We start from the raw sequence: 23,315 nt of genomic DNA, 5'->3' as shown, positions 1-23,315 counted from the left end.
CCGCCCGGGGTCAGGAGGCGATGACGACGCGGTGCCCGTCGGGGAAGACGGCCACCTTCCGCCAGGTGTCGCCGGAGCGCTCCCAGCCCTCGTTGACCTGTCCGGCCGGAGGGGTCGGGATGGTCTCGGGGGCGCGGGCGACCGTGGTGTAGCCGGCCGCGCGCTCCACCCGGCCGCGGCCGAGCTCGAACGAGGTCAGGCGTCCGTCGTCGACGATCAGCGAGCCCTCGTCCACTCCCGCGGCGCCGCGCTCGATGAACGGGTTCACGAGGCGCGTCTGCGAGGAGTCGCTGCCCAGCACGATCGCCTTCTGCTGCGGGAAGCGGCCGAGGCTGAGCCCGTAGAAGCCGCCGAGGACGGTGAGGTTGCGCACCTCGAAGTCGGCCCCGCCGTTCGTCAGGCCGACGCCGAGGCAGTTCGCGCCCGAGGTCGGGAAGAAGTTCGGGTTCACGATCATGTGGCTCGTGCCGGCCTCGATCAGCACCTCCCAGCCGTCGCGGGAGCCCTCCGAGCGGAAGTTGATCAGGGTCAGGCCGGAGTTGACCGAGCGCCGGTTCTCGTTGCGGATCGACCGGAGGCCGACCGTGCCGCCGATGGCCTGGCAGTCGAGCAGCGTCATGTTCGTCGGCGCGAGGAGGAAGCCGCCGAGGCCGGGGCTGATCGCCTCGACGTTGGTCATCGAGCCGCCGATGGAGGCCTTGCCCGAGTCCTCCACGCCCCAGCCCGCGGGGGCGACGATCTTGATCTTGTTCCAGGAGTTGGCGTACGAGTACTCGTCGTCGACGCCCGAGACGAAGGTGGCGCGCTCGCGGAAGATGCCCGACTTGCCGGTCTTCTGGATCCACAGGTTGCGGAACTCGCAATTGACCAGCGAACGCAGCGACATCCCGTGGCCGCCGGAGGGCGTGCCCGTCATCTCGAAGTCGGCGAGGACGACGCCGGTGGCCTTGTTGTTGTTGGCGGGACCGGCCGCGTCGCCCGTCTGGCCGGAGACGGTGAAGATGTCGCGGGTCGAGCCCTCGATCTGGACGATCCTCGTCTGGCGCATGCCGGCGCCGACGATCTTCGGCCCGGCGTAGCCGTAGGGCGGCCCGTTCTCGGGCTGCACCGGGTAGCCGCGGTAGTCGACCGCGAGGCCCGTCACCCGGATCTCGCCGGCGGGCAGCGACACCTCGCCGCCCGGAGCGGTCATCGCCTTGTCGATGGCCGCCTGCACCGCGCGGGTGTTGTCGGCGCCGGCGCGGTCGTCCCAGCGGAACTCCTTGTCGAGCGGCGAGATCGGCCCCTCGGTGACGCTCAGGCGCTTCTTCTGCCCGGGAGCGTCGGCCGGGGGTGCGGCGGCGGCCGGAGTGGCGGCGCCGACGGCCCCTGCCGCGCCGGCGAGGGCGGCGGCGCCCCCGGCGAGGAAGAGGCGGCGCGAGTTGTCGGGCCTGCGCTGCGGATCGTGCTCGGGCTGCGGATCGGGCTTGTGCTGCCGATCGGGCCGCGGGGAGGCCGTGGTCTGGTTGTCTGGGTCTGCGGGATTCATCATCGTCGACGTTCCGCCCTCTCTCGCCCCGGATGGGCGTACGGCGATCCTTCGTCATCGGTAGCCTGAGGTCAAGACGTAATACCTATTACCAGGATGAAGCGGGGGTGTCCGGGTGCCGCGGATCACGCAGAAGGACATCGCGCGTCTCGCGGGAGTCAGCCAGACGACGGTGTCGTTCGTGCTCAACGACAAGGGCGAGCAGCTCGCCCGGGTCCCGGAGGCGACGCGGGCGCGGATCCTCAAGGCGATCCAGGAGACGGGGTACGTCGCCGACCCCATCGCGCGCCGCCTCAAGCAGGTCGGCACCGGCATGATCGGCGTCTACACCTACGAGAGCCTGTTCCCGCTCGACCGCGAGGACTTCTTCCACCCGTTCCTCGCCGGCATCGAGGAGGAGGCGCAGAACCGCGACATCGACCTCCTCCTGCTGACCAGCGGTCGCGTCGGCGGCCGTCGCGGCGGCCTCAGCGGCGGCACCACCCGGCTGCGCCTGGCCGACTCCTGCATCCTCCTCGGGCAGCGCATGCCCCGCGAGGAGCTCGAGTTCCTCAACGCGAGCGGCTTCTCCTTCGTCAGCATCGGCCGCCGCGACGACGCCGGCGGGCCCGTGCCCTACGTGGCCGCCGACTACGCGTCGATCGTCCGCGAGCTGATCTCCTGCGCGCGCGCCCTCGGCCACACCCGCTTCGCCTACGCCGGCCACGGCGAGGGCGTCGAGTCGTACACCGACCGCATGGCCGGCGCGCGGGCCGAGCTCGGCGACGGCTTCCTCCACCTCGTCCCGGGGCCGGAGGCGTCGCCGCGGGAGTGGATCCGCCGGATCGCCGCCGAGGGCGTCACGGTCGTCCTCGCCGAGCAGGAGGAGCAGTTCGTCCTCCTGCAGGAGGCCGCCGAGGCCGAGGGGGTGGCGGTGCCGGGCGACCTGTCGCTGGTGTCGCTCTCCGGATCGGCCGACCGCACCGGCTGGCAGGCCGGCTTCGAGCTGCCCCGGCGCGACATGGGCCGCCGCGCCGTGCAGATCCTCATCGAGGGCGACCCCGCGCGACGGGAGCAGCAGCTCCTCCGCTGCACGCTCGTCGACGGCGCCTCCCTGGCCGCGGCCCCGGCCTGACCGCTCAGTCTGAACGGCCGGGCTCAGCCCGAGTGGTGGCGCCCGATCGGCAGCACCAGCGGCGTCCGCGAGACCGGGTCCTCGATCACGCGCGACTCCATCCCGAACACCGCGCGCACCGTCTCCGGCGTCACCACCTCGGCGGGCGTGCCCGAGGCGTACAGGGCTCCGTCGCGCACGGCGACGAGGTGGTCGGCGTAGCGGGCGGCGAGGTTGAGGTCGTGCAGCACGATCACGATCGTCGTCCCGCGCGAGCGGTTGAGGTCGGTGAGCAGGTCGAGCACCTCGACCTGGTGCGACACGTCGAGGTAGGTCGTCGGCTCGTCCAGGAGGAGCACGTCGGTCCGCTGGGCGAGGGCCATCGCTATCCACACCCGCTGGCGCTGCCCGCCCGAGAGCTCGTCCACGGGGCGGTCGGCGAGCTCGAGCGTGCCGGTGTCGCGCAGCGCCTCCTCGACGATCGCGTCGTCGTCCGATCCGGAGCCGCGGCCGAAGAGGCCCCGGTGCGGGTAGCGGCCCCGGGCGACCAGGTCCGAGACGGCGATCCCCTCCGGCGCGATCGGGGTCTGCGGCAGCAGCCCCACCTGCTGCGCGACCTGGCGCGTCGGGAGCCGGTGGATCGCGCGCCCGTCGAGCAGGACGCTCCCCGAGCGCGGGGTGATCAGCCGCGCCATCGCGCGCAGGAGCGTCGACTTGCCGCAGGCGTTCGCGCCGACGATCACCGTGATCCGGCCGGGCGGCACGGCGAGCGAGAGCCCGTCGACCACCACGCGCTCGTCGTAGGCGAGGGTGACCGCGTCGGCGGCGAGGGTGGGCGGGGCGTCGGTCACAGGGAGCCTCCGGAGCGGTTGCGGCGGGCGAGGAGCCAGAGCAGGAAGGGCGCGCCGAGGGCGCCGGTGACGACGCCGACCGGGAAGCGCGCGCCCGAGAACAGCGCGCCGACGACGTACTGGGCGAGCAGGTCGGCGGCGAGCACCACGACCGCGCCGACCAGGGCGGAGGGGATCAGCAGCGTGCGCGCGCTCGGCAGGATCCGCCGCGCGATCGGCCCCGAGACGAAGGCGACGAACGCGATCGGGCCGGTGGCGGCGGTCGCGACGGCTACGAGGCCGACTCCGACCGCGAGCAGGGCCAGCCGGCTGCGCCGCACGTCGAGTCCGAGCGCCGTCGCCGACTCGTCGCCGAGCTGCAGCACGCCGAGCCGGCCCGAGAGCAGCAGCGCCAGCGGCACCAGCGCGAGCATCGTCAGCGCGAGCGGCGGGACGGAGGGCCAGGCGGCCGAGTTGAGGCTGCCGGTCAGCCAGCGCAGCGACTCCTGGACGTCCTCGAAGTCGGCGCGGGTCTGCACGTAGGCGATCACGCTCTGGAACATCGCCGCGACGCCGATGCCGATGAGGATCAGCCGCGCCCCGATCACTCCGCCGCCCTCGGCCAGCCCGGCGATGATCAGGGCCGTCGCGAGCCCGGCCGCGACCGCGATCACCGAGACCGCGCCGCCCGAGAGCCCGAAGAACGCGATCGCGACGACGGCCGCCGCGCTCGCCCCCGACGTGATGCCGATGATGTCGGGGCTGGCGAGGGCGTTGCGCAGCATCGTCTGGAAGATCACGCCGCCCATCCCGAAGCCCACGCCCACCAGGACGGCCGTGATGGTGCGCGGCAGCCGCAGCGTGCCCACGGTGAAGGAGGCGCCCGGCACGGTCTCGCCGAGGATCACGCGGACGACCTCCGGCACCGAGTAGACCGTGCTGCCGACCGTGAGCGAGACGACGACGAGCGCCAGCGCGAGCACCGCGAGGACCGCGCAGCCGATGACCGTGCGCCGACGGCGCAGCGTGCGGCCGGCCGCGATGCCGACCGCAGCGGGCGCCTCCGCGGTCCTCACAGCGCCCGTACCTTCGAGCGGCGCACGATCGCGATGAGCACCGGGGCGCCGATCAGCGCGGTCACGATGCCCACCTCGACGTCGCTCGGCCGGGCGACCACGCGGCCGACCACGTCGGCGACGAGCAGCAGCAGGGCGCCGAGCAGAGCGGAGGAGGTCAGCAGCCAGGCGTGCGCGGGGCCCGTGACGCGGCGGGCGAGGTGCGGGACGACCAGGCCGATGAAGCCGATCGGTCCGGCGATCGCGGTCGCGGCGCCGCAGAGCAGCACGGCCGCGAGCCCCGCGACCAGGCGGATGCGCCCCACGCGCCGGCCGAGGCCGGTCGCCAGGTCGTCGCCGAGCGCCAGGGCGTCGAGCCCCCGCGCGCTGGACAGGGCCAGCACCGCGCCGACCGCGAGGAACGGGAGGACCTGCAGGATGCTCGCGGTCTCGGCGCCGCCGACTCCGCCGACCTGCCAGAAGCGGAAGCGGTTCAGCGTGGTCTCCTGGGTGAGCAGGACCGCGCTGATGAGGGAGGTGAGCGCGGCGGCGGTGGCGGCTCCGGCGAGGGCGAGCTTCAGCGGAGTGGCGCCCTCGCAGCCGAGCGAGGCGACCGCGTAGACGAACGCCCCGGCGGCGGCGGCTCCGAGGAACGCGAGCCAGATGAACTGCGGCAGGCTCGTCGCGCCGACCCCGGCGATCCCGAGCACGACCGCGAGCGATGCGCCGGAGTTGAGGCCGAGGATGCCCGGATCGGCGAGCGGGTTGCGGGTCAGGCCCTGCATCACGGCTCCGGCGAGCCCGAGCGCGGCGCCGACCAGGATCGCGAGGACCGTCCGCGGCACCCGCCCCTGCACCGCTGCGTCGACGATGGACGCCGGATCGGGCGAGGTGAGCGCCGGCCAGACCTCGCCGAGCGGGATCTCGCGGGAGCCGTACACGAGCGAGAGGACCGAGGCGACGGCCAGCGCGACGAGGGCGACCGCCAGCGCGGTCGCCCTCGTCTTCCGGGTGGGTGCGGTGCGGGTCACGACACCTTGTCGGCGGCCGCGGCGAGGCCGGCGGTGTACTCGTCGAGCACCCACGGGATGCTGAGCAGGTTCGGCGACGAGGTGGCCATGGCGGCGGAGGAGCCGTCCTGCAGCACGTAGACGGAGCCGCGCTCGACGGCCGGGATCTTGGAGAGCAGCGGGTCGGCCTGCAGTGCGGCGAGGGTCGTGTCGTCGCCGTAGACGACGAGCACGTCGGCGTCGAGCTGGTCGGCGTTCTCGGAGCTGATGGTGCCGCTGAACGCCTCCGAGTCGCCGGAGAGCTCGGCGACGCTCGGGGCGACGTCGAGACCGAGGTCCTCGACGAACTTCACGCGCGCGTCGTTCGGCGTGTAGTAGGTGAAGGTGCTCGCGTCGGTCGGGTCGTACCAGCCGTACATGAACGTGGTGCCCGCGAGCTGCGGGTAGGACGCGGTGGTCTGCGTGATGTCGCTCTCGATCTCGCCGACCTTCGCGACGGCCTCGTCCTCGAGGCCCAGCGCGGCGCCGTCGAGCTTCGCGGAGTCCTGCCAGGTCGTGCCCCAGGGCAGGCCCGGGTAGGCGACGGTGGGGGCGATCTGGCTGAGGGTGTCGTAGTCCTGCTGGGTGATGCCGGAGTAGGCCGAGAGGATCACGGTCGGGCTGAGGTCCGAGATCGCCTCGAAGGGCACGCCGTCGGTCTCGTCGAACAGGGTCGGGGTCTCGGCGCCGGAGGCGTCGAGCGCCTCCTTCGTCCACACCAGCAGGCCGTCGCCGTCCTCGTCGCCGTAGGAGGCGCGGGTGAAGCCGACCGGGGTCACACCCAGCGCGAGCGCCACGTCCTGGTTGGTCCAGCTCGTCGCGACGACGCGGTCGGCCGACTCGACGGTGGTGCTGCCGAAGGCGTGGTCGACGGTGACGGGGAAGCCTTCGCTGCTCTCGGCGGCGCTGCTCTCGGACGTGCCCTCGGAGCCGGCGTCGGCTCCTCCCGAGCAGGCGGTGAGCAGCAGCGCGGCGAGGCCGAGCGAGGCGACGGCGGTCAGGCGGAGGGGGGTGCGAGTGGCGGGCACGGCGATCCTTCGAAGGGGGTGGTGGGGGTTGCGAAGGTTAACCTAACCTAACCGCCTGGACGGGGCCAGTGGCCGAGGGGATCAGCGGACGGGTCGCGCCTCCGCCGCCGCGTCCATCCGTCGCCCGCGGCCCGTGCCCGCCGCGGGGACGGGCCGCTGCTGACGGATCGATCGCGGGTGCGGCCCAGCGGGAGCATCGTTAGCGTGGAGGTCCGCGCCGATCGCCGGCGCCGAGGGGAGCCCCATGGATCAGACCGTCGAGATCGACGCCCGGGCGGAGGCCCTGCGCGCCGACCCCGAGAGCTTCGCCGCGATGGACGCGCTCTGGCGCAGCGTCTACGCCCTGCCGATGTGGTGCTTCATCGCGCGGGGGCCGGACGACGCGCCCACCCCCTTCGTCGGCGGCCTGGAGTCGGGGCCGATGGTCTTCGCCTTCACCACGGGGGAGCGCGCCCGCGCCGGGGCGCTGCACGCCGGCCTCTCCGACGAGGACGCGTCGCGCGTGCTGAAGGTGCCGATGCCGGCCGCGCTCGAGTGGATCGCGGCGATGGGATCCTCCGGAGTCGCGGGAGTGGTCTTCGACCTGCCCCGCTTCGGGTACTTCGCGCCCCTCCAGAACCTGCTGCCGATGCGCGACTTCATGGCGGCGAACCCGCCGGCCTGAGCCCCGCCCCGTCGAGACCAGCGGATCCGCCGATACCAGCTGATCCGCCGGTTGTCGCCGCCCCGAACTGGTCACTGGACGACACCCGAGGATGGTGGGCCGGAGGCGCGCCCGTCCTCCGAGGACGAGGCCGGGAGACGCCGATGGGGAAGCTGCACTACGACGGATCGGTCGAGATCGACGTCGAGGACCGGGTGCTCGCCCACCTGCAGATCGTCCTCACCGCGAAGCTGCGCCGGGGGGAGTCGTGCCTGCTCACCTGGCGCGACGAGAACGGGATGAGCGACGGCCGCAGCGCGATCTGGCTGCACCCCTCGCACACGCTCCGCTACACCTACGCGGGCGGCCGCATGCCCCGCATCAACCCCGCCTGGATCTCGGCGCTCACCGATCTCGCGAACTCCGCCGGCGGCCTCCGCTTCGTCCCCGAGCCGCCGGAGCCCGTGCATCCCCCCGGCGGGAGCGCTCGCCGGTGACCGGCGTCCGGCCCCGTTCCCGGCCTCGGGCTCAGCAGCCGGAGTCGGCGGCGTCCGCGTCGAGCGCCGCCGCGGTGCCGAGCGCGATCAGCGACTGATCCGTCGCGACCGCGACCCTCGTGAAGCCGAGCGCTCGCAGCAGCCCGGCGCGCTCGCGGTCGCCCGCGTAGGCCCCGGCGCCCTTGCCCGCGCGCCGGGCCGCCGCGGCGATCCTCGGCAGCGGGTCGTCCGGTCCGTCCGCGGCGAGCAGGTCGGACAGGTCCCGTCCGAGGCCGATCGCGAGGTCGAACGGGCCGACGAAGACTCCGCTCACGCCCCGCACCGCGAGGATCCGATCAACGGCGTCGAGGCCGGCCTGCGTCTCGATCATGACCCAGAGCGCGGTGCGCGCCTCGGCGGCCGACGGGGGAGCGGCGCCCCAGAGATCGGTCATCGGCCCCCAGCTGCGGCGGCCGAGCGGCGGGTAGTGCGCGGCGCGGACGGCCGCGAGCGCCTCCTCGACCGTCTCGATCATCGGGACGACGACGACGTCCGCTGCGGCGTCGAGCGCCCTGCCGATCAGCGCGTCGGAGAGCCCGGCGACCCGGACGCCGACGGGCGGCCTCCCGCTCACGGCGCCGAGCGCGCGCAGGGAGGCGAGGACCGCGGCGTCGTCGAACGCGCCGTGCTGCGCGTCCAGGCACAGCCACGCGGGCCCGCCGCGAGCGATCTGCGCGACCGTCAGCGGCTCCCCGAGCCGGCACCACACCCCGTCGGCCCGACCGTCTCCGAGAACCCGTTCCGCATCCACGGGTCCGATCCTCGCGCACGGAGCGCCGCCTAGGCGAGGACCGCCAGCGCCGTCGACAGGATCCCGAGGACGACGCCCGCCGCGAGCAGGATCAGGCCGGTCAGGCGCAGCGCCCGCACCGCGTCGCTCCACCGGTGCAGGCGGATGCGGTGCGGATCCTCCTCGCGGTAGTGCACCTCCCGCTGGTCCGACCGCGTCGGCGTCAGCGGGTCCCCGGCGGACAGCGGACGCGACCGGACCTCGCCGGCCCGGGTCACCCAGTGCAGCGCGAGGGGCGGCCCCTCCTCGAGGTAGGCGGTCGTCGTCAGCCAGCGTCCGTCGATCAGCGCCGCGACGAACGCGGCGAGCAGGAACAGCACGCCGAGGGGGAGGGTGACCAGCGAGAGGGCCTCGGAGATCGTCTCCAGCATGCAGCGTCCCTCCGACCGGATCCGGTGCTGAGCGTACCGAGTCGGCGGCCGGCGCGTCCGCAGTGGGACGCGCCCCGCCGCCGAGCCCGCGGGCCTCAGCCCCAGGCGACCTCGAGGTCGACGACGAACGTCACTCCGAAGCGATCGCGCAGCATCCCGTAGAGGGGCGACCAGGCCGCCGGGGCCAGGGGCACGACGACCGCCGCCCCCTCCGAGAGGCCGTCCCAGAGGCGGTGCAGCTCGTCGGCGTCGGAGCCGCGCAGCGACACGAACACCGGGATCGTGCCCGAGTCGTAAGCCGTGTGCGCGGGGACGTCGTACGCCATGACGCGGAAGCCGGCCTCGGAGACGACCTGGCCCCACATCAGCTGGTCGGCCTCGTCGGGCGCGGTGACAGCGTTCGCGTCCGCGTAGGACATCGCGTCGACCCGGCCTCCCGTGACCGAGGCGTAGAACTCCAGTGCCTCGCGGGCCTGTCCGCGGAAGTTGAGGTGGGTCGTCGTGGTGATGCTCATGGTGCGCTCCTCGCAGTCGTGCCGGGTCGATCACCCGGTGCCCCGACGCTCCCAGGAGAAGAGGACGGTGACGGTCCTCTTCTCGGAATACCCTCGGGACGTGCCCACGACGACCGAGCGGCTCCTCCTGCTCCTCTCCCTCCTGCAGACCCGCCGCGACTGGCCGGGCGGAGTGCTCGCGGAGCGCCTGGGGATCGCGCCGCGCACGGTGCGTCGCGACGTCGACCGGCTCCGCACGATGGGCTACCGGATCGACTCGGCGAAGGGCCCCGACGGCGGGTACCGGCTCGAGGCCGGCGCCGAGCTCCCGCCGCTGCTCTTCGACGACGAGCAGGTGCTCGCCCTCACCGCCGCCCTGCGCGCGCCGGTCGCGGGGCTGGAGGAGGCGTCGGCCCGTGCGCTGGCGACGGTGCGGCAGGTCCTGCCCGCCCGGCTCCGGCCCCGAGCTGATGCGCTGCGCTTCACGGTCGCGACGGCGCCGGCCCCCGCAGTCCCTCCGGAGCGGCTGGTCGCGGTCGCGGCGGCCGTCCGGGCCTCGGAGGTGCTCCGCTTCGCGTACGCGGAGGCGGTGCGCCGCGTCGAGCCCCACCACCTGGTCGCGCGTCAGGGCCGCTGGTACCTCATCGGCTTCGACCTCGACCGCGACGACTGGCGGGTGTTCCGCGTCGACCGGCTCGAGCCGCGCTCACCCCGCGGTGCCCGCTTCCGCCGCCGGGCGCTGCCGGTCCGGAGTCCCGCCGAGTTCCTGGAGGCGCGGTTCCGCGGCGGAGCGCCCGGGGAGGGGTGGCCGTGCCGCGGCTCGGTGGTGCTGGAGGCGCCCGCCGCCGAGGTCCTGCCCTACGCGGGCGACGGGGAGGTGGAGGACCTCGGCGACGCGGGCTGCCGACTCGCCCTCGGCGCCTGGTCGTGGGAGGCGCTCGCCGCGTCGTTCGGCCGGTTCGACGCTCCGATGGCCGGGGCCGAGCCGCCCGAGCTGGCCGCCGCGTTCCGCGTGCTCGCGGAGCGGTACGCCGCGGCGGGAGCCTGACCGGACCGCGGCGGCCGTCCGGCGCCGCTACTTCACCGAGTACCGGGCGCTCCCCGTGCTGCCGTCCGCCGTCGTGACCGTCAGCGTCCAGCAGGTGCCCCGCTTCGCGGGCACCGTCCACGCCTTCACGTAGCGGTTCGTCGCGGTGTCGTAGCGGAGGCGTCCGGTCAGGGTGGTCGTCGGCGCTTCGGTGAGGACGGCGCCGGCGGTGCAGGAGGTCTGCTTCTGCGTGACGCTGCGCGCGTCGGCGAGGGCGGAGTGGCGGAACGTTCCCGCGGAGGACGTCGAGGTCACCTGGAACGTCATGCCGGTCGCGGCTCCGGCGGCCACGCTCTTCACCGAGGTGCTGAGCCCGCCGATCGTCCACGGGGTCACGGTGTAGGACGCGGTGAGGGTCGAGACGTTGCCCGCCCGGTCGGTCGCGGTCGCCCGGTACACGTGCGGTCCGACGGAGCGGCCGCCGCCCGTGATCACGCAGTCGCCGGTGAGGCCCGAGAGCGCGTCGTCCGCGAGGCAGCGCGCCTCCGGGAGCACGGTGCCGAAGGGGTAGGACCCCTCGGGCCTCGACGTGAACGAGAGCTGCGGCTTCGTGGTGTCGATGGCGATGCCGCTGCGGGTCGTCGTGGCGCGGTTGCCCGCGTTGTCGACGGCGGTGCCGGTGACGCTCTGGCCGGGGCCCTCGCGCAGGATCCGCGCGGGGGTGCAGCTGCGGATCCCGGAGCCGCTGCCGTCGGCGCAGGAGAAGCCGACGGAGACGGGGGAGCGGAACCAGCCCGCGGCGTTCGGAGCCGTCGGCGCGGTCGTCGCGGCGATGGTGGGGACGCCGGTGTCGACGATCCGGTAGGTCGCGGCGGCGGTCGTGGTCAGTCCTCCGGGGTCGGTCCAGGTGCAGGTCGCCGTGCGGGTGCCGAGGCCGTTCACGAGCGTGCCGGTGACGACGGCCTCCTCGCTGAACGTTCCGCTCTCCGCATCCGTGATCGCGCAGGCGGCCCTCGGCTCCGAGCCCTTCTCGTAGGAGGCGCCGTCGGTGGCGGAGGCGACCGTCACGACGGGCGGGGTGTTCGCGGGGACCACGCTGACCGTGTGCGGCACGCCGGCCGTGGTGCCGTACGCGTTCCGCGCGCTCACCGTGAAGGTGGAGTCGCCTGCGGTGGTCGGCCTGCCCGAGACGACGCCCTCCGGCGAGAGGGTCACCCCCGCGGGAAGGGCGCCGGACGAGACCTCGAAGGTCGCGGCCGGGCCGGACGCCGTGAAGGTCGCGGAGTAGCGGGTCCCGGTCGTGACGAGCGTCTCGGCGGTGTCGGCGGTGAGGGTCGGCAGCGGGCCGATCGCGAAGGCGTGGTTGAAGCCGACCGCGATGCCGGTGGCGCCGGTGATCCCGGCCGGGACGTCCAGCTCCGTGTCGCCGTCGGGGTGCAGGGAGACGACGGTGCCGTCGGACGTCAGCAGGACGCTGAAGCCGATGCCGGCGGCGATCGCGGTGATGCCGCCGAGATCGGCGGGGACCCGCGGCAAGCCGGAGTCGGCGGGGTCGCCCCAGGTGACGACGGTGCCGTCCCGCTTCAGGGCGAGGCTGTGGGAGTAGCTGACCGACACGGCGACGACGTCGCGGAGGCCTGCCGGGGCGGTGTACGCGCCCCTGTCGTCGCCGCCCCACGCCACGACCGTCCCGTCGGCGCGCAGCGCGAGGCTGTTCCAGCCGCCCGCGGCGATCGCGACCACTCCGGAGAGACCCGCCGGCACGTCGGTCGCTCCGAACTGATCGGAGCCCCAGGCCGCCACGGTCCCGTCGCCCCGCAGAGCGAGGGTGTGGTAGCTGCCCGCGGCGACGGCGGTCACGCCGCCGAGTCCGGCCGGGACGTCGGTCTGGCCCTGACGGTCGTCGCCCCACGCGACGACCGTCCCCTCCATCGTGAGGGCGATGCTGTGGAGGTACCCGGTCGAGATCGCGGTCACCTCGCGGAGCTCGGCCGGCACGTCCCGCTCGCCCTCCAGATCCGCTCCCCAGGCCTCGACGGTGCCGTCGGTGTGGAGCGCGAGGGTGTGGCTGTAGCTGCTCGCGACGTCCGTGAGGTCGGACATGCCCGCCGGCACGTCCCACTCCCCGTTGAGGTAGCGCCCCCAGGCGGCGACGCCGTTGGCGAGGTGGTCGTTCCCGACCGGCACCGGGTCCGGCTCGGCGGAGGCGAGGGGAGCCGCGGTGCCGGCGAGCAGGGCGACGGTCGCGGTCAGAGCGAGCAGAGTGCGGCGCAGACCCGCGGCGGTGCGGGCGGGGCGCGGAGAAGCGGGGTCGGTCACGGGCTCACGCTAGGGGCCGGCTCTCCTCCGCGGCGGGGGCGGGGGCGCCCTGTAGCGGACATGTCCTCTAGAGGGCGGAGCGCCGCTCCTCCAGGGCGGAGCGCCGCTTCTCCAGGGCGGAGCCTGGCCCCTCGGGGCCCGCGGCGGAAGGGCTTGCCCGGATCCGCGGCGGGCGATTGGCTGGAGGGCAGGAGAGAGAGGTGTCACCATGACGCAGACCTTCCCCGCCTGGTTGCGGGATCAGCAGAAGAGGGACGACGAGGTCGGCCGCTTCGCGCAGGCCTTCGGCGGTCGCGACGACCTGCCCGAGCACGGCGGCCGCGCGATCTACGACGGCTACTTCGCCAGCGAGCCCGAGTCGGCGCAGGCCGATCTGGACCGCGCCTGGATGGAGTTCGAGGCGCACCCCGAGCCGTCCGCTACGTCCGACGAGCCGGAGGGACTCCGATGAGCGACCAGACCCCGAGCCCCGTCGAGGACCCGGACGACCAGTCCGACAAGCCGTCGCAGGCCGAGGGCGAGGACGAGCGCGACACCCCGCACGAGGTCCTGCCCGCCGAGGGCAAGCCCTCGAAGGCCGAGGGCTGAGCCGACGCACTGAGCCGACGCACTCCCCGGAGGGGCGAATCCTGCAGAGGGTGCGCCCCTCCGTCGCGTCAGCGCCCGGTGACCGCCAGCAGCTCGTGCGCCGCGGCGCTGTCCGGGTAGCGGGAGAGCACGCGCTCCAGATCGCGCCGAGCAGGAGCCGTGCGCCCGTCCGAGAGGAGCGTGCTCGCGCGCTCGAGCAGCGCCTCCGCCCGCAGCTCCACGGGACGCGCGCTGGTGACGGTCGGGCGCACCACGCGGTCGAACGCCTCGAGGGCGCCCTCGATCAGGCCGAGCTCGCGGAGAGCGACGCCGCGGCGGATGAGCACCGCGGCGGAGGCGGCGTCCACGTTCTCGACGGGCGCCGAGAACTCGGCCACGTCGCTCCAGCGGCGGCGGGCGGAGTAGAGGGAGGCGAGCGTCGACGCCGCGAGGGTCGACGGCTCCAGGGTCTCGACCGCCACGACAGCCGCGGTCGGATCCATCGGTGCTGCCAGCTCGGCGTAGAGCAGGCGCAGCGCCGGGGCGTCGAGCGGCACCTCCACGTCGAGGCCGCCGCTCAGCGGCAGGCGGACGGTCAGCGCGATCCCGTAGCGGCGGAGGAAGGAGTCGGCCGACGGGTCGTAGCGGATGCGCACCAGCCAGCCGGTGAGCCGCAGAGCGCGATCGTCGTCCGCGGAGTGCAGGGCGTCGCGGACGAGCTCGACGACGGCCGCGAGGCGCGAGCCCTCGGGGGAGCCGGTGGTCGCCTCGTGCAGGTCCTCCGCCGGCGCCCCGGCGCGCACGAGCCGGAGCAGGGGCGCCTCCCACGCCGGAGCGAGGGCGGAGGGGCGCACGAGACCCGGCCCGCCGGGCATGCTGAGCCAACCGGACAGCCGGGAGCGGTGGTCCTCGGGGGAGAGCGGGTCGCCGGCCGCCCGGAGCCGGGGGCGCGCGAGGGCACGGAGCTCACCGCTCCGCCGGAAGCCGACTGCCACGGCCGATCCCCCTCCGCGTGCGGCGGCGGCTGAGGACCGTCGATCCGCCGAGTCTACGGCGTCGCCCCCCGCCGTCACCCCCGAACGGGGAGCGACGCGCTGGCGGCGATCCCCCGCCTCCCGTCGTCGCCCCCCGGCGCTGTCAGGCGCCGATCGAGCCCGCCGTGCGCAGCGGCATCACGTCGGGCTTCTCGGCGGTGCTCGCGATCGTCACGACCGCCTTCTCCACGTTCGAGCGGAGCACGGCGTCCATGATCTCGAGCACGTGCAGGGCCACGCGGCCGGAGGCGCGGTGCGGGCGGTCCTCCGCGATCGCCTCCGCGAGGTCGGCCAGTCCCACTCCGCGACCGGTGTCGATCACGCCGGCGGAGTCGGGGACGACCCGCCAGTCCTCGTCGCGGACGGCGACCTCGACCGGGTCCGAGAACATGTTCGGATCCGGGACCGAGATGGTGCCCTCGGTGCCGTAGACCTCGAACTTCGGGGCCCGGCTGCGCCAGACCTCGAAGCTCACGGTGACGGTGGTGGCGACTCCGCTCGCGTGCTCGAGCAGCGCGGTGATGTGCGTGTCGATCGTCACCTCGATCGGCGTGCCCGCCTTCGGCCCGGTCTCGATCGTGCGCGGGCGGTCGGAGCGGGTGGCCAGGCCCGTGACGCGGACGACCGGCCCGAAGAAGTGCACGAGCGCCGTCAGGTAGTACGGGCCCATGTCCAGCAGCGGGCCGCCGCCGGGCTGGTAGTAGAACTCGGGCGCCGGGTGCCAGCGCTCGTGGCCGGGAGCGGCCCAGTGCACCTGCGCGGCGATCGGGGTGCCGATCGCGCCGGAGTCGAGGGTGAGGCGCGCGGTCTGCACGCCGGTCCCGAGCACCGTGTCCGGGGCGCTCGCGAAGCGCAGGCCCAGCTCGTCCGCGAGGTCGAGCATCGGCGCGGCCTCGGCCGGGTTCAGCCCGAGCGGCTTCTCGGCGAAGACGTGCTTGCCCGCCTTCAGGGCGCGGGTGCCGATCTCGACGTGCGCCGCCGGGATCGTGAGGTTCAGCACCGCGTCGATCTCCGGGTCGTCGATCAGCGCGTCGACGGTGAGGGCGCGGACGCCCTGCTCGTCGGCGACCTGCTGCGCCCGCTCCTGGTTCAGGTCGGCGACCGCGACGAGGCGGAGGCCGGGGAAGGTCGGGAGGTTCGCGAGGTACTGCTCGCTGATCTTCCCGACGCCGATGATGCCGACTCTCAGCGGGACGCCCACAGCATTCCCCTCTCGATGATCGTGCGGACGTTGTCGTCCTGGAGGATCTCGACGCGGTGGCCCGGCGTCGAGACGAAGATGCGGCCCTCGCCCCAGAGGCGGGTCCAGATCGCGGGGGAGGTGATGGGGCGCTTCCACGGGTCCCACGGGCGGACGGCCTGCGTGGTCGTGGCGAGCACGTCGTTGTAGTCGTCGTGCAGCACCCAGTACTGCTCCGTGACCAGCTCGAAGTCGGTGATGCCCTGCGTGATCGGGTGGTCGGCGGCGAGGGCCGTCATCTCGATCGTGTGCGGCATGTAGTTGTCCGACTGCTCGCCGGTGCGCTCGTCCGGGTGCTTGCCGGGGTGCGAGGCGAACTGGCCGCCGATCAGCTGCAGGTAGTCGGAGTTGTCGCGGTAGGAGTCGGCGATCCCGCCGTGCCAGCCGGCGAGGCCCGTGCCGCGCTCGACCGCCGCGCGGAGGCCCAGGAACTCCTCCCACTGGATGGAGGTCATCGTGTTCGACTGCACGATCAGGTCGACCGTCCGCATGTAGGCCTCGTCGGCGTACACGGCGGTCGACTCCTCGACGCGCACGTCGTAGCCGTTGTCGCGGAGGAACGGCAGGAACAGCTCGGTCGCCTCGACCGGTTGGTGGCCGTCCCAGCCCCCTCGGACGACGAGGGCCGTCTTGCCGGGAGTGGTCGGGGAGTGGTCGGTCATCGTCGTCCTCACGTGCGGGCGGATCGCTCCGCGGTTCGTCATCGAACAGGACTTGCGCAACTTCTGCGCGGGAGCCCCAGCGTCCGACCATCATGCACCGCGGTTCCCGGCGGGAGCAAGCCGTCCTGCCGCAGGGCTAGTTGCGAAAGTCGGCATCCGCTACGGTGAGCACATGCCCGACCACGACGACGTCTCCGGAGCGACCACGCGCCCGACCATGGCGCTCATCGCCGAGCGCGCCGGGACGAGCGTCCCCACCGTCTCGAAGGTGCTCAACGGCGGCACCGACGTCTCGGAGGCGACCCGCCTGCGCGTGATGGAGGCGGCGCACGCGCTCGGCTACCGCCGCCGCCCGCGCCTGCGCCCGCCGGTCGAGGATCCGCACTCCGCCCAGATCGTCGACGTCGTCGTCGGCCACATCGGCGGCACCTGGATCGGACCGGTCCTCGAGGGGATCGAGGCCGAGGCCTCCGCCGCCGGGGTCGACCTGGTGCTCACCCGCGCCCGCGACGACGGCGCCTGGATCAGCCGCCTCCTCCGCCGCCCCTCGCTCGGCGCCATCGTGGTGCTGGTCAACGTCTCGGCCGCGCAGCTGCACCTGCTGACCACCGCCGAGCTGCCCGTCGTCGTCGTCGACCCCAGCACGCGGCCGCCGGCCGACGTCGCGAGCGTCGGCGCGACCAACTGGGACGGGGGCCGCATGGCCGCCGAGCACCTCCTCGACGCCGGCCACACCCGCTTCGGCGTCCTCGGCGGCACCCGCACCCAGCTCTACAGCAGCGCCCGGATCGACGGCTTCACCACCGCGCTCCGCGCCGCCGGGGTCGAGGATCCGCGCGTCGCCTACTGCGACTGGGACCGCGAGCTGGCCCGCGAGGCCGCCGGGCTGATGCTCGCCGAGCCGGACGCGCCGACCGCCTTCTTCGCCTGCTCCGACGTGATGGCGCTCGGCGTCTACGAGGCCGCCGACGACGCCGGCCTCCGCATCCCGCGAGACCTCAGCGTCATCGGCTTCGACGACGTCGAGGAGTCGGCCTGGGCGACCCCGCCGATGACCACGATCCAGCAGCCCATCGGCGAGATGGGCGCCATCGCCTTCCGGATGCTGCACCAGGCGCACCGGTCGGCGACCCTGCTCGCCTCGGGAGCCTCGGCCACCCGCATGGAGCTGGAGACGCGGCTGATCCGCCGCGCCTCCGTCGCGCCCGTGCGCGTCTAGCGCCGCCCGCGGGCCCTCCCGCCTCCCGCCCTCCCCGAGATCGATGCGTCACGATCGGCCCCTCTCCCGCGCCCGTGACGACCGTTCGTGACGCATCGACCCCGGCGGGCGCCGCGGTCGGTGGCGACCCGGGTCGCACCGCCTATGCTGCCCGGATGCGCAGCGCGACCGGGGGGATGGTGGTCGCGTCGTTCGTCTCGCGGATCCTCGGGTTCGTCCGGCTGGCGCTCCTGGTCGTGGCGGTCGGCGGCACGAGCGCGTCGGTCGGCGGGCAGGTGTTCGAGGTCGCGAACTCCGCGCCCACCTACCTGTACGGGCTCATCGCGGGCGGGGTGCTCGGCGCGGTGCTCGTGCCGCAGATGGTCCGGGCGCGGGCCGACGGACCGGAGGGCGTGCGGACCCTCGAGCGGCTGCTCACCCTGTGCCTCGGCGGAGCGGCGCTCCTCACGGCCGCCTGCACGCTCGCGGCGCCGCTGATCGTCGGGCTCTACGCCGGGGGCTGGTCGGCCGACTGGGCTCTGCTCGCCACCCAGATGGCCTACTGGTGCCTGCCGCAGATCTTCTTCTACATCGTCTTCGCCGTCTTCTCGCAGCTGCTCAACTCCGCCGAGAAGTACGGGCCGGGCGCGTGGGCGCCCGCCTGCGCGAACGTGATCTCGGTGCTCGGGATCGCGGTGTTCCTCCTGATCCACCCCGAGGCGGCGTCGACACCCGCCGACGAGTGGACGCCGGAGATGGTGGCGCTCCTGTGCGGCACTGCCACTGCGGCGATCGTGGTGCAGGGGGTGATCGCGGTCGCGTTCTCGCGGTCCGTCGGCGTCCGCCTGCGGCCGCGCTTCGGCGTCGCCGGGCTCGGCGGAGTGTCGCGGGACGCGGTCTGGGTGTTCCTCGGCGCCCTCGTCGCAGAGGTGTCGTACATCGTCGTCTCGAACGCGGCGACGGCGGCCGGCCAGGCCATGAACCGCGCCGGCGTCGACGGGCCGAGCCTCAACTCCTTCTCGAGCGCGCAGCTGCTGCTCCTGCTGCCGCACGGCATCCTGGTCGTCTCCGTCGCCACGGCGATGTTCACGCCGCTCAGCCGGGACCTGCACCGCGGCGATCGGGCGGCCGCGGCGGTGAACCTCCGACGGACCGAGGACGCGGTGCTCGCCGTCACTCTGCTCGCGACGCTCCTGTTCGTCGCGGCGGCGCCACTGCTCACGCAGCTCGTCTTCGGCACACCGGTGATCGGCGGAGTCCTGCAGCTGCTCGCCCTGAGCCTGGTCGGCTTCAGCCAGACCTACGTCCTCAACCGGGCGATGTTCGCGCTGGGTCGGGCCCGCGACTCGCTGGCGACCCAGGTCGTCTCGGCCGTCGGCGTCGCCGTGGGGGCGCTCGTCGGCGGGCTCCTCCTGCCTGCCGAACTCGTCGTGCCGGCGATCGCGGGCGGCACCGCCCTCGGGACCACGGCCGCGTGGGCCCTCGCCCACTGGCTGGTCCGGCACCGGATCGGCGTCGTGCCGCAGCCGACCCGGGACCGCCGCGCCGCTCTCGTCGCGGCGCTGGTCGCAGCCTGCGCGTCGGTGCCGCTCGGCCTGCTGCTCGCCGTGCCCGCCGACCGCCTCGCGGCCGGCGCCGTGCTGCTGCCGGTCGGACTCGCGATCACCGCCCTGTTCGTGGTCGTGCACCGGGTCGTCGGCGGGCGCTGGCTCTGGTCGCTGGTGCTCGCGCCGCTCTGAGGGGCTGCGCGTGCGGTCCCGCAGCCCCGACCCTCAGTGCCCCGCGCCGAGGTTCCCGGCGAGGCGGCCGTGCATCCGGGTGGAGGCGTCGTTCATGCCCTCGATCACGGCGCGGGTGCCGTGGCGCTCGTACTTGGTCGTGACGGCGTCCAGCGCGGCGACGGTCGAGGCGTCCCAGATGTGGGAGCCGGAGAGGTCGATCACGACGTGCGCAGGGTCCTCCGCGTAGGAGAACTGCGTGGTGAGGTCGTTGCTGGAGGCGAAGAACAGCTCGCCGGTCACCGTGTAGTGGGCCGTCGATCCGTCGGCCGAGAGGGTGCGCTCGACGGTGGCGAAGTGGGCGACCCGGCGGGCGAAGACGACCATGGCGGCGAGGACGCCGACGACGACTCCGATCGCCAGGTTGTGGGTGAGGACGACCACGACGACCGTGGCGATCATGACGACCGTCTCGCCCACGGGCATCCGCTTCAGGGTCGACGGGCGGATGCTGTGCCAGTCGAAGGTCGCCACCGAGACCATCACCATCACCGCGACCAGCGCGGCCATCGGGATGATCGCGACGAGGTCGCCGAGCGCGACGACGAGGATCAGGAGGAACACGCCGGCGAGGAAGGTCGAGATGCGGGTGCGGGCGCCGGACGCCTTCACGTTGATCATCGTCTGGCCGATCATCGCGCAGCCTCCCATGCCGCCGAACAGGCCGGAGAGCACGTTCGCGGCGCCCTGCCCGAGTGACTCGCGGGTCTTGCGGGAGGGGGTGTCGGTGATGTCGTCGACGAGCTTCGCGGTCATCAGCGACTCGAGGAGCCCGACGAGCGCCATCGCGACGGCGTACGGCGCGATGGTCGTGAAGGTCTCCCAGGTCAGCGGTACGTTCGGCAGGAACAGCTCGGGGAGGCTGCGGGGCAGCTCGCCCTGATCGCCCACGGTGGGGACGGCGACCGCCGTGACGACGACCGCCGCGGTGATGAGGACGATGGCGACGAGAGGCGCCGGAACGGCCTTCGTCAGGCGCGGCATCACCACCATGATCACGATGCCGACGGCGACCAGCGGGTAGACCAGCCAGGGCACGCCGATCAGGTTGGGGATCTGCGCCGAGAAGATCAGGATCGCCAGCGCGTTCACGAATCCGACCATCACGCTGCGGGGGATGAAGCGCATGAGCTTCGCCACTCCGAGCAGCCCGAGCACGATCTGGAGCACGCCCGCGAGGATCACCGTCGCGATGAAGTAGTCCATTCCGTAGTCGCGGGCGACGGGGGCGATCACCAGGGCGACGGCGCCGGTGGCGGCGGTGATCATCGCGGGGCGGCCGCCGAGGAACGCGATCGACACGGCCATCACGAACGACGAGAAGAGGCCGACCCGCGGATCCACGCCCGCGATGATCGAGAACGAGATCGCCTCGGGGATGAGCGCGAGTGCGACGACGAGGCCGGCGAGGACCTCGCGGGTCAGGATGCGGGGGGTGCGCAGCGCCGTCATCACGGTGGGCTCGGCGTGCGGGCGGGCAGGGGTCTTCGAGGCGAGGGCCATCGCGGCGGCTCCAGGGAGTGGGAGGGGTGCTCGACGAGGAGCGCGGAGGGCTGCGGCATCGGGTCGGCGGAAGCGGGCGGGGATGCCAAGCTTGCAGAGGCGTGTCAGCAGCACGGGCAACCCTACCCTCACGTAAGGGTAGATCTGAAGGGGTGAGCAGGATCGGCACCATGCACATCGGCGAGCTCGCCGAGCGGACCGGCCTCTCGCTCCGGACCCTGCGCCACTACGACGAGATCGGCCTCGTGAAGGCGTCCGGCCGCACCGAGGGCGGCTTCCGCCTCTACACGTCCACCGACTACGACCGCCTGATCCTCATCCGCCGCATGAAGCCGCTCGGCTTCTCGCTGGAGGAGATGGCCGCGCTGCTCCGCGTGATCGACACCCTCGAGGCCGAGGGCGACGACGCGCCGGCCGAGGTCCGCGCGCAGCTCGACGCCTTCGTCGCGCAGGCCCGCGAGCGCCGCGAGGCGCTGAGCGCCCAGCTCGCGATGGCGGACGAGTTCGTCGAGCTGCTCACCAGCCGCTGAGCCCGGCCGCCTGCGCGATCGATGCGTCGCGAACGGCTCCCCTTCGCCTCCGATGACGACCTTTCGCGACGCATCGGATCCCGGGAGCGCGGGAGAGCCGCTCAGGTCGCGCTCGCGTCGGGCAGCTGCTCCGGGCAGTCGCCGCCCGGCTCGGTGGCGAGCTCGAAGTGCCAGATCTCGTTCGCGTAGATCTGGCAGAGCCCGTAGTCGGTGCCGTGCTGCGCGAGCCAGCTGTCCGCGTCCGTGTAGCCGATGTCGACCGCGCCGCCGGTGAGGTGGGCGGAGGAGGTGACGGATGCGACGCGGCGGCCGCGGTCCGACGGCGGCCGTCAGCCGCGCGGGCCGCGGGCCAGTAGGGCGTGCAGCAGCGGAAGCGCCGACGCGATCATCAGCACGGTCCCGAAGCCGCTGTCGTCCGGGCGCACGACGGCGCCCGCGATCAGCAGGCCCGCGAACAGCACGGCCGAGATCACGCGGCGGACGGTGCCCTCGAGCCGGTTCAGCCGGCGCTCGATGGTGGGGACGGTGACCGCGAGCTCGCCGTCGTCGAGGGTCGTGACGAGCTCGTCGAGCCGGCGCGGCAGGCGCCAGATCAGGCCGAGCGTGTCGACGGCCTGCTTGCCGACGTCCTGCACGACGGAGCCGCGCTCCTCGCGGATCAGCTGCTGCGCGTAGGGCTCGACCGAGTCCCACAGGTTGAAGGCCGGGTCGAGCGCGCTGCAGACGCCCGAGGTCAGCGACATCGCGCGGATGACGAGCAGGAAGTTCTCGGGGAGCTGGAACGGCAGAGCGCGCACGACGTCGCCGAACTGCACGGCGAAGTCGCGGAACTCGCGCGGATCCACCTCCCGCAGCTCGGCGAAGCCCATGCCGCCGAAGCGGGCGAAGAGCTGCGTGAGCGCCCGCTCCAGCTCGCGGGAGTCGGCCGAGGGGAGGAGGACGCCGACCGCGCGGGCCGCGTCGACGAGCCCCTTGCCGTCGCGGGAGGCGGCGGCGATCAGCATCCGGCGCAGTCCCGCGCGGGTGCTCGGCGGCACCTCGCCCATCATCCCGAAGTCGATGAAGGTGAGGCGCCAGGGCAGCTCGCCCCCAGGGGTCGGCGTGACGAAGACGTTGCCGGGGTGCGGATCCGCGTGGAAGTAGCCGTTGGTGAAGAGCTGGTCGAACATCACGGCCGCGAAGACCGGAGCGACCTCCCGCGGGTCGATCCCGGCGGCCAGCAGCGCGGCGTGGTCGGTGATCTTGATCGCGGTGACGTCCTCGAGCGTGAGGACCTTGCGGGTCGAGCGCTCCCAGACCACGTCCGGGACGGCCACCCGGGCGTCGCCCGCGAAGTCGGCGGCGAAGCGGACGGAGTTGGCCGCCTCCTGCAGGTAGTCGATCTCCTCGAGGCTGGTGACCGCGAACTCCTCGACGAGTGCCGGGGCGTCGACGCGGTCCGAGACGAGGCGAACGTGGCTGAGCCAGCCGCCGACGCGGCGCAGAGCCGCGAGGTCGACCTCGACGATCTGGTCGATCCCCGGCCGCTGCACCTTCATGATGGCCGCGGAGTAGCCGGTGTCCTCGGCGTCGGCGGGGGAGAGCCGGGCGCGGTGGGCCTGGCCGAGCGAGGCGGCGGCGACGGGCGACTCGTCGACTCCGGCGTACGCGCGCTCGAGCGGCAGCCCGAGCTCGGACTCGGCCAGCGCCCGGATCCGCGGGAACGGGACGGGCGGGACCTCGTCCTGCAGCCCCTCCAGCTCGCGGGTGATCTCGGGCGGCAGCACGTCCAGGCGCGACGACATGAACTGGCCGACCTTGATCATCAGGCCGCCGAGGTCGACCGCGAGCACGTGGAAGCTGCGGGCGAAGCGGCGCATCCGGCCGGGCCGGGTGCGGAGCGCGACGCGCGTGAGCCCCACCCGCGGCAGGAGCAGGTCGAAGAACCAGGTGACCGCGAGATGCCACGCGGCGAAGCGGAGGATCCGGCGGTAGCGCCGCCGGTCCTCCCGCTCTCGGTGGCCCGGGGCGGCAGGACCCGGGCTGACCGAGGCCACCCGG

General features: G+C 73.8%; 23 protein-coding genes. 9 read left to right on the top strand and 14 right to left on the bottom strand.

What is annotated here, in order from left to right; genetic code table 11:
* Positions 1–10 precede the first annotated feature (10 nt).
* The gene (locus tag C5C46_RS14125; RefSeq protein WP_104227155.1) at positions 11–1,531 is read right to left on the bottom strand and encodes a hypothetical protein; all 1,521 of its coding nucleotides are present in this window, start codon (positions 1,529–1,531) and stop codon (positions 11–13) included.
* Positions 1,532–1,643: 112 nt separating this feature from the next.
* Between C5C46_RS14125 and C5C46_RS14120 the strand changes: the two genes are divergently transcribed.
* Positions 1,644–2,642 carry a LacI family DNA-binding transcriptional regulator gene (locus C5C46_RS14120; protein WP_104227154.1) on the top strand — a complete coding sequence of 333 codons (999 nt, stop codon included), beginning with the start codon at positions 1,644–1,646 and terminating at the stop codon, positions 2,640–2,642.
* 23 nt (positions 2,643–2,665) lie between these two features.
* On the opposite strand, the gene C5C46_RS14115 is transcribed toward C5C46_RS14120, so the two are convergent.
* The 4 genes from C5C46_RS14115 to C5C46_RS14100 are packed head-to-tail and all read right to left on the bottom strand — an operon-like array spanning position 2,666 to position 6,583.
* The gene (locus tag C5C46_RS14115) at positions 2,666–3,472 is read right to left on the bottom strand and encodes an ABC transporter ATP-binding protein (protein WP_104224308.1); all 807 of its coding nucleotides are present in this window, start codon (positions 3,470–3,472) and stop codon (positions 2,666–2,668) included.
* Positions 3,469–4,527 (bottom strand): iron chelate uptake ABC transporter family permease subunit, encoded by a 1,059-nt coding sequence (locus tag C5C46_RS14110; protein ID WP_104227153.1) that lies wholly within the window; start codon positions 4,525–4,527, stop codon positions 3,469–3,471. The genes C5C46_RS14115 and C5C46_RS14110 overlap by 4 nt, the downstream gene beginning before the upstream one ends.
* The gene (locus C5C46_RS14105; protein ID WP_104227152.1) at positions 4,524–5,537 is read right to left on the bottom strand and encodes an iron ABC transporter permease; all 1,014 of its coding nucleotides are present in this window, start codon (positions 5,535–5,537) and stop codon (positions 4,524–4,526) included. The genes C5C46_RS14110 and C5C46_RS14105 overlap by 4 nt, the downstream gene beginning before the upstream one ends.
* Positions 5,534–6,583 (bottom strand): iron-siderophore ABC transporter substrate-binding protein, encoded by a 1,050-nt coding sequence (locus C5C46_RS14100; RefSeq protein ID WP_181136533.1) that lies wholly within the window; start codon positions 6,581–6,583, stop codon positions 5,534–5,536. Before C5C46_RS14100 ends, C5C46_RS14105 begins: the two co-directional genes overlap by 4 nt.
* A gap of 244 nt (positions 6,584–6,827) precedes the next feature.
* Here C5C46_RS14100 and C5C46_RS14095 point away from each other — a divergent pair, with 244 nt between their 5' ends.
* On the top strand, positions 6,828–7,247 hold the full coding sequence (locus C5C46_RS14095) for a hypothetical protein (RefSeq protein ID WP_104224305.1): 420 nt from the start codon (positions 6,828–6,830) through the stop codon (positions 7,245–7,247).
* Positions 7,248–7,390: 143 nt separating this feature from the next.
* Entirely contained in the window at positions 7,391–7,723 is a 333-nt protein-coding gene (locus C5C46_RS14090; protein WP_104224304.1) for an ATP-dependent DNA ligase, read from the top strand.
* Between the two features lie 31 nt (positions 7,724–7,754).
* Here the strand turns inward: C5C46_RS14090 and C5C46_RS17035 are convergent, their stop codons facing one another.
* The 3 genes from C5C46_RS17035 to C5C46_RS14080 all read right to left on the bottom strand — a co-directional run bounded on the left by C5C46_RS17035 (position 7,755) and on the right by C5C46_RS14080 (position 9,438).
* Positions 7,755–8,513 carry an HpcH/HpaI aldolase/citrate lyase family protein gene (locus C5C46_RS17035; protein ID WP_181134141.1) on the bottom strand — a complete coding sequence of 253 codons (759 nt, stop codon included), beginning with the start codon at positions 8,511–8,513 and terminating at the stop codon, positions 7,755–7,757.
* Between the two features lie 29 nt (positions 8,514–8,542).
* Positions 8,543–8,923, bottom strand: coding sequence for a hypothetical protein (locus tag C5C46_RS17030; RefSeq protein ID WP_181069210.1), 381 nt, complete (start codon positions 8,921–8,923; stop codon positions 8,543–8,545).
* A 95-nt stretch (positions 8,924–9,018) separates the two neighbouring features.
* Positions 9,019–9,438 carry a VOC family protein gene (locus tag C5C46_RS14080; protein ID WP_104227150.1) on the bottom strand — a complete coding sequence of 140 codons (420 nt, stop codon included), beginning with the start codon at positions 9,436–9,438 and terminating at the stop codon, positions 9,019–9,021.
* 100 nt (positions 9,439–9,538) lie between these two features.
* Here C5C46_RS14080 and C5C46_RS14075 point away from each other — a divergent pair, with 100 nt between their 5' ends.
* Positions 9,539–10,465 (top strand): YafY family protein, encoded by a 927-nt coding sequence (locus C5C46_RS14075; RefSeq protein ID WP_258059508.1) that lies wholly within the window; start codon positions 9,539–9,541, stop codon positions 10,463–10,465.
* 27 nt (positions 10,466–10,492) lie between these two features.
* Here the strand turns inward: C5C46_RS14075 and C5C46_RS14070 are convergent, their stop codons facing one another.
* On the bottom strand, positions 10,493–12,763 hold the full coding sequence (locus C5C46_RS14070) for a PxKF domain-containing protein (RefSeq protein WP_104227149.1): 2,271 nt from the start codon (positions 12,761–12,763) through the stop codon (positions 10,493–10,495).
* A 208-nt stretch (positions 12,764–12,971) separates the two neighbouring features.
* On the opposite strand from C5C46_RS14070, the gene C5C46_RS14065 reads away from it, so the two are divergent.
* Both C5C46_RS14065 and C5C46_RS17025 read left to right on the top strand, forming a co-directional pair.
* Positions 12,972–13,214, top strand: a complete 243-nt coding sequence (locus C5C46_RS14065; RefSeq protein WP_104227148.1) for a hypothetical protein — start codon at positions 12,972–12,974, stop codon at positions 13,212–13,214.
* Positions 13,211–13,351: a hypothetical protein gene (locus tag C5C46_RS17025; RefSeq protein ID WP_159940045.1), complete on the top strand. Its 141-nt coding sequence runs from the start codon at positions 13,211–13,213 to the stop codon at positions 13,349–13,351. The genes C5C46_RS14065 and C5C46_RS17025 overlap by 4 nt, the downstream gene beginning before the upstream one ends.
* Before the next feature lie 68 nt (positions 13,352–13,419).
* Here the strand turns inward: C5C46_RS17025 and C5C46_RS14060 are convergent, their stop codons facing one another.
* The 3 genes from C5C46_RS14060 to C5C46_RS14050 form a co-directional block, all read right to left on the bottom strand.
* Complete coding sequence (locus C5C46_RS14060) at positions 13,420–14,325, bottom strand: tol-pal system YbgF family protein (RefSeq protein ID WP_104227147.1); 906 nt, start codon at positions 14,323–14,325, stop codon at positions 13,420–13,422.
* 142 nt (positions 14,326–14,467) lie between these two features.
* Positions 14,468–15,565 (bottom strand): Gfo/Idh/MocA family protein, encoded by a 1,098-nt coding sequence (locus C5C46_RS14055; RefSeq protein ID WP_104227146.1) that lies wholly within the window; start codon positions 15,563–15,565, stop codon positions 14,468–14,470.
* A complete protein-coding gene (locus tag C5C46_RS14050; protein ID WP_104227162.1) occupies positions 15,550–16,266 on the bottom strand; it encodes a ThuA domain-containing protein in 717 nt (238 codons plus the stop codon). The genes C5C46_RS14055 and C5C46_RS14050 overlap by 16 nt, the downstream gene beginning before the upstream one ends.
* A gap of 172 nt (positions 16,267–16,438) precedes the next feature.
* Between C5C46_RS14050 and C5C46_RS14045 the strand changes: the two genes are divergently transcribed.
* On the top strand, positions 16,439–17,485 hold the full coding sequence (locus C5C46_RS14045) for a LacI family DNA-binding transcriptional regulator (RefSeq protein ID WP_104227145.1): 1,047 nt from the start codon (positions 16,439–16,441) through the stop codon (positions 17,483–17,485).
* A 155-nt stretch (positions 17,486–17,640) separates the two neighbouring features.
* Positions 17,641–19,203: a murein biosynthesis integral membrane protein MurJ gene (gene murJ / locus C5C46_RS14040; RefSeq protein WP_104227144.1), complete on the top strand. Its 1,563-nt coding sequence runs from the start codon at positions 17,641–17,643 to the stop codon at positions 19,201–19,203.
* Between the two features lie 33 nt (positions 19,204–19,236).
* Here murJ and C5C46_RS14035 read toward each other — a convergent pair whose 3' ends face one another.
* Positions 19,237–20,745, bottom strand: coding sequence for a SulP family inorganic anion transporter (locus C5C46_RS14035; protein ID WP_104227143.1), 1,509 nt, complete (start codon positions 20,743–20,745; stop codon positions 19,237–19,239).
* Positions 20,746–20,915: 170 nt separating this feature from the next.
* Here C5C46_RS14035 and C5C46_RS14030 point away from each other — a divergent pair, with 170 nt between their 5' ends.
* Entirely contained in the window at positions 20,916–21,275 is a 360-nt protein-coding gene (locus C5C46_RS14030) for a MerR family DNA-binding transcriptional regulator (RefSeq protein WP_104227142.1), read from the top strand.
* Between the two features lie 329 nt (positions 21,276–21,604).
* Here the strand turns inward: C5C46_RS14030 and C5C46_RS14025 are convergent, their stop codons facing one another.
* Complete coding sequence (locus C5C46_RS14025; protein WP_104227141.1) at positions 21,605–23,311, bottom strand: AarF/ABC1/UbiB kinase family protein; 1,707 nt, start codon at positions 23,309–23,311, stop codon at positions 21,605–21,607.
* Between the last annotated feature and the right edge of the window lie 4 nt (positions 23,312–23,315).

This window comes from Rathayibacter sp. AY1E6 (assembly GCF_002931115.1).
Classification (GTDB): Bacteria; Actinomycetota; Actinomycetes; order Actinomycetales; family Microbacteriaceae; genus Rathayibacter.
Note: the sequence above shows the minus strand (reverse complement) of the source record. Positions and strands in the feature narration are given on the sequence as shown.

What these genes read in the sequence shown, in the direction of transcription:
- C5C46_RS14125 (WP_104227155.1), bottom strand. Translation starts at nt 1,531, where the DNA reads ATGATGAATCCCGCAGACCCAGACAACCAGACCACGGCCTCCCCGCGG.
- C5C46_RS14095 (WP_104224305.1), top strand. Translation starts at nt 6,828, where the DNA reads ATGGATCAGACCGTCGAGATCGACGCCCGGGCGGAGGCCCTGCGCGCC.
- C5C46_RS14090 (WP_104224304.1), top strand. Translation starts at nt 7,391, where the DNA reads ATGGGGAAGCTGCACTACGACGGATCGGTCGAGATCGACGTCGAGGAC.
- C5C46_RS17030 (WP_181069210.1), bottom strand. Translation starts at nt 8,923, where the DNA reads ATGCTGGAGACGATCTCCGAGGCCCTCTCGCTGGTCACCCTCCCCCTC.
- C5C46_RS14080 (WP_104227150.1), bottom strand. Translation starts at nt 9,438, where the DNA reads ATGAGCATCACCACGACGACCCACCTCAACTTCCGCGGACAGGCCCGC.
- C5C46_RS14065 (WP_104227148.1), top strand. Translation starts at nt 12,972, where the DNA reads ATGACGCAGACCTTCCCCGCCTGGTTGCGGGATCAGCAGAAGAGGGAC.
- C5C46_RS17025 (WP_159940045.1), top strand. Translation starts at nt 13,211, where the DNA reads ATGAGCGACCAGACCCCGAGCCCCGTCGAGGACCCGGACGACCAGTCC.
- C5C46_RS14050 (WP_104227162.1), bottom strand. Translation starts at nt 16,266, where the DNA reads ATGACCGACCACTCCCCGACCACTCCCGGCAAGACGGCCCTCGTCGTC.
- C5C46_RS14045 (WP_104227145.1), top strand. Translation starts at nt 16,439, where the DNA reads ATGCCCGACCACGACGACGTCTCCGGAGCGACCACGCGCCCGACCATG.
- murJ (WP_104227144.1), top strand. Translation starts at nt 17,641, where the DNA reads ATGCGCAGCGCGACCGGGGGGATGGTGGTCGCGTCGTTCGTCTCGCGG.
- C5C46_RS14035 (WP_104227143.1), bottom strand. Translation starts at nt 20,745, where the DNA reads ATGGCCCTCGCCTCGAAGACCCCTGCCCGCCCGCACGCCGAGCCCACC.
- C5C46_RS14030 (WP_104227142.1), top strand. Translation starts at nt 20,916, where the DNA reads ATGCACATCGGCGAGCTCGCCGAGCGGACCGGCCTCTCGCTCCGGACC.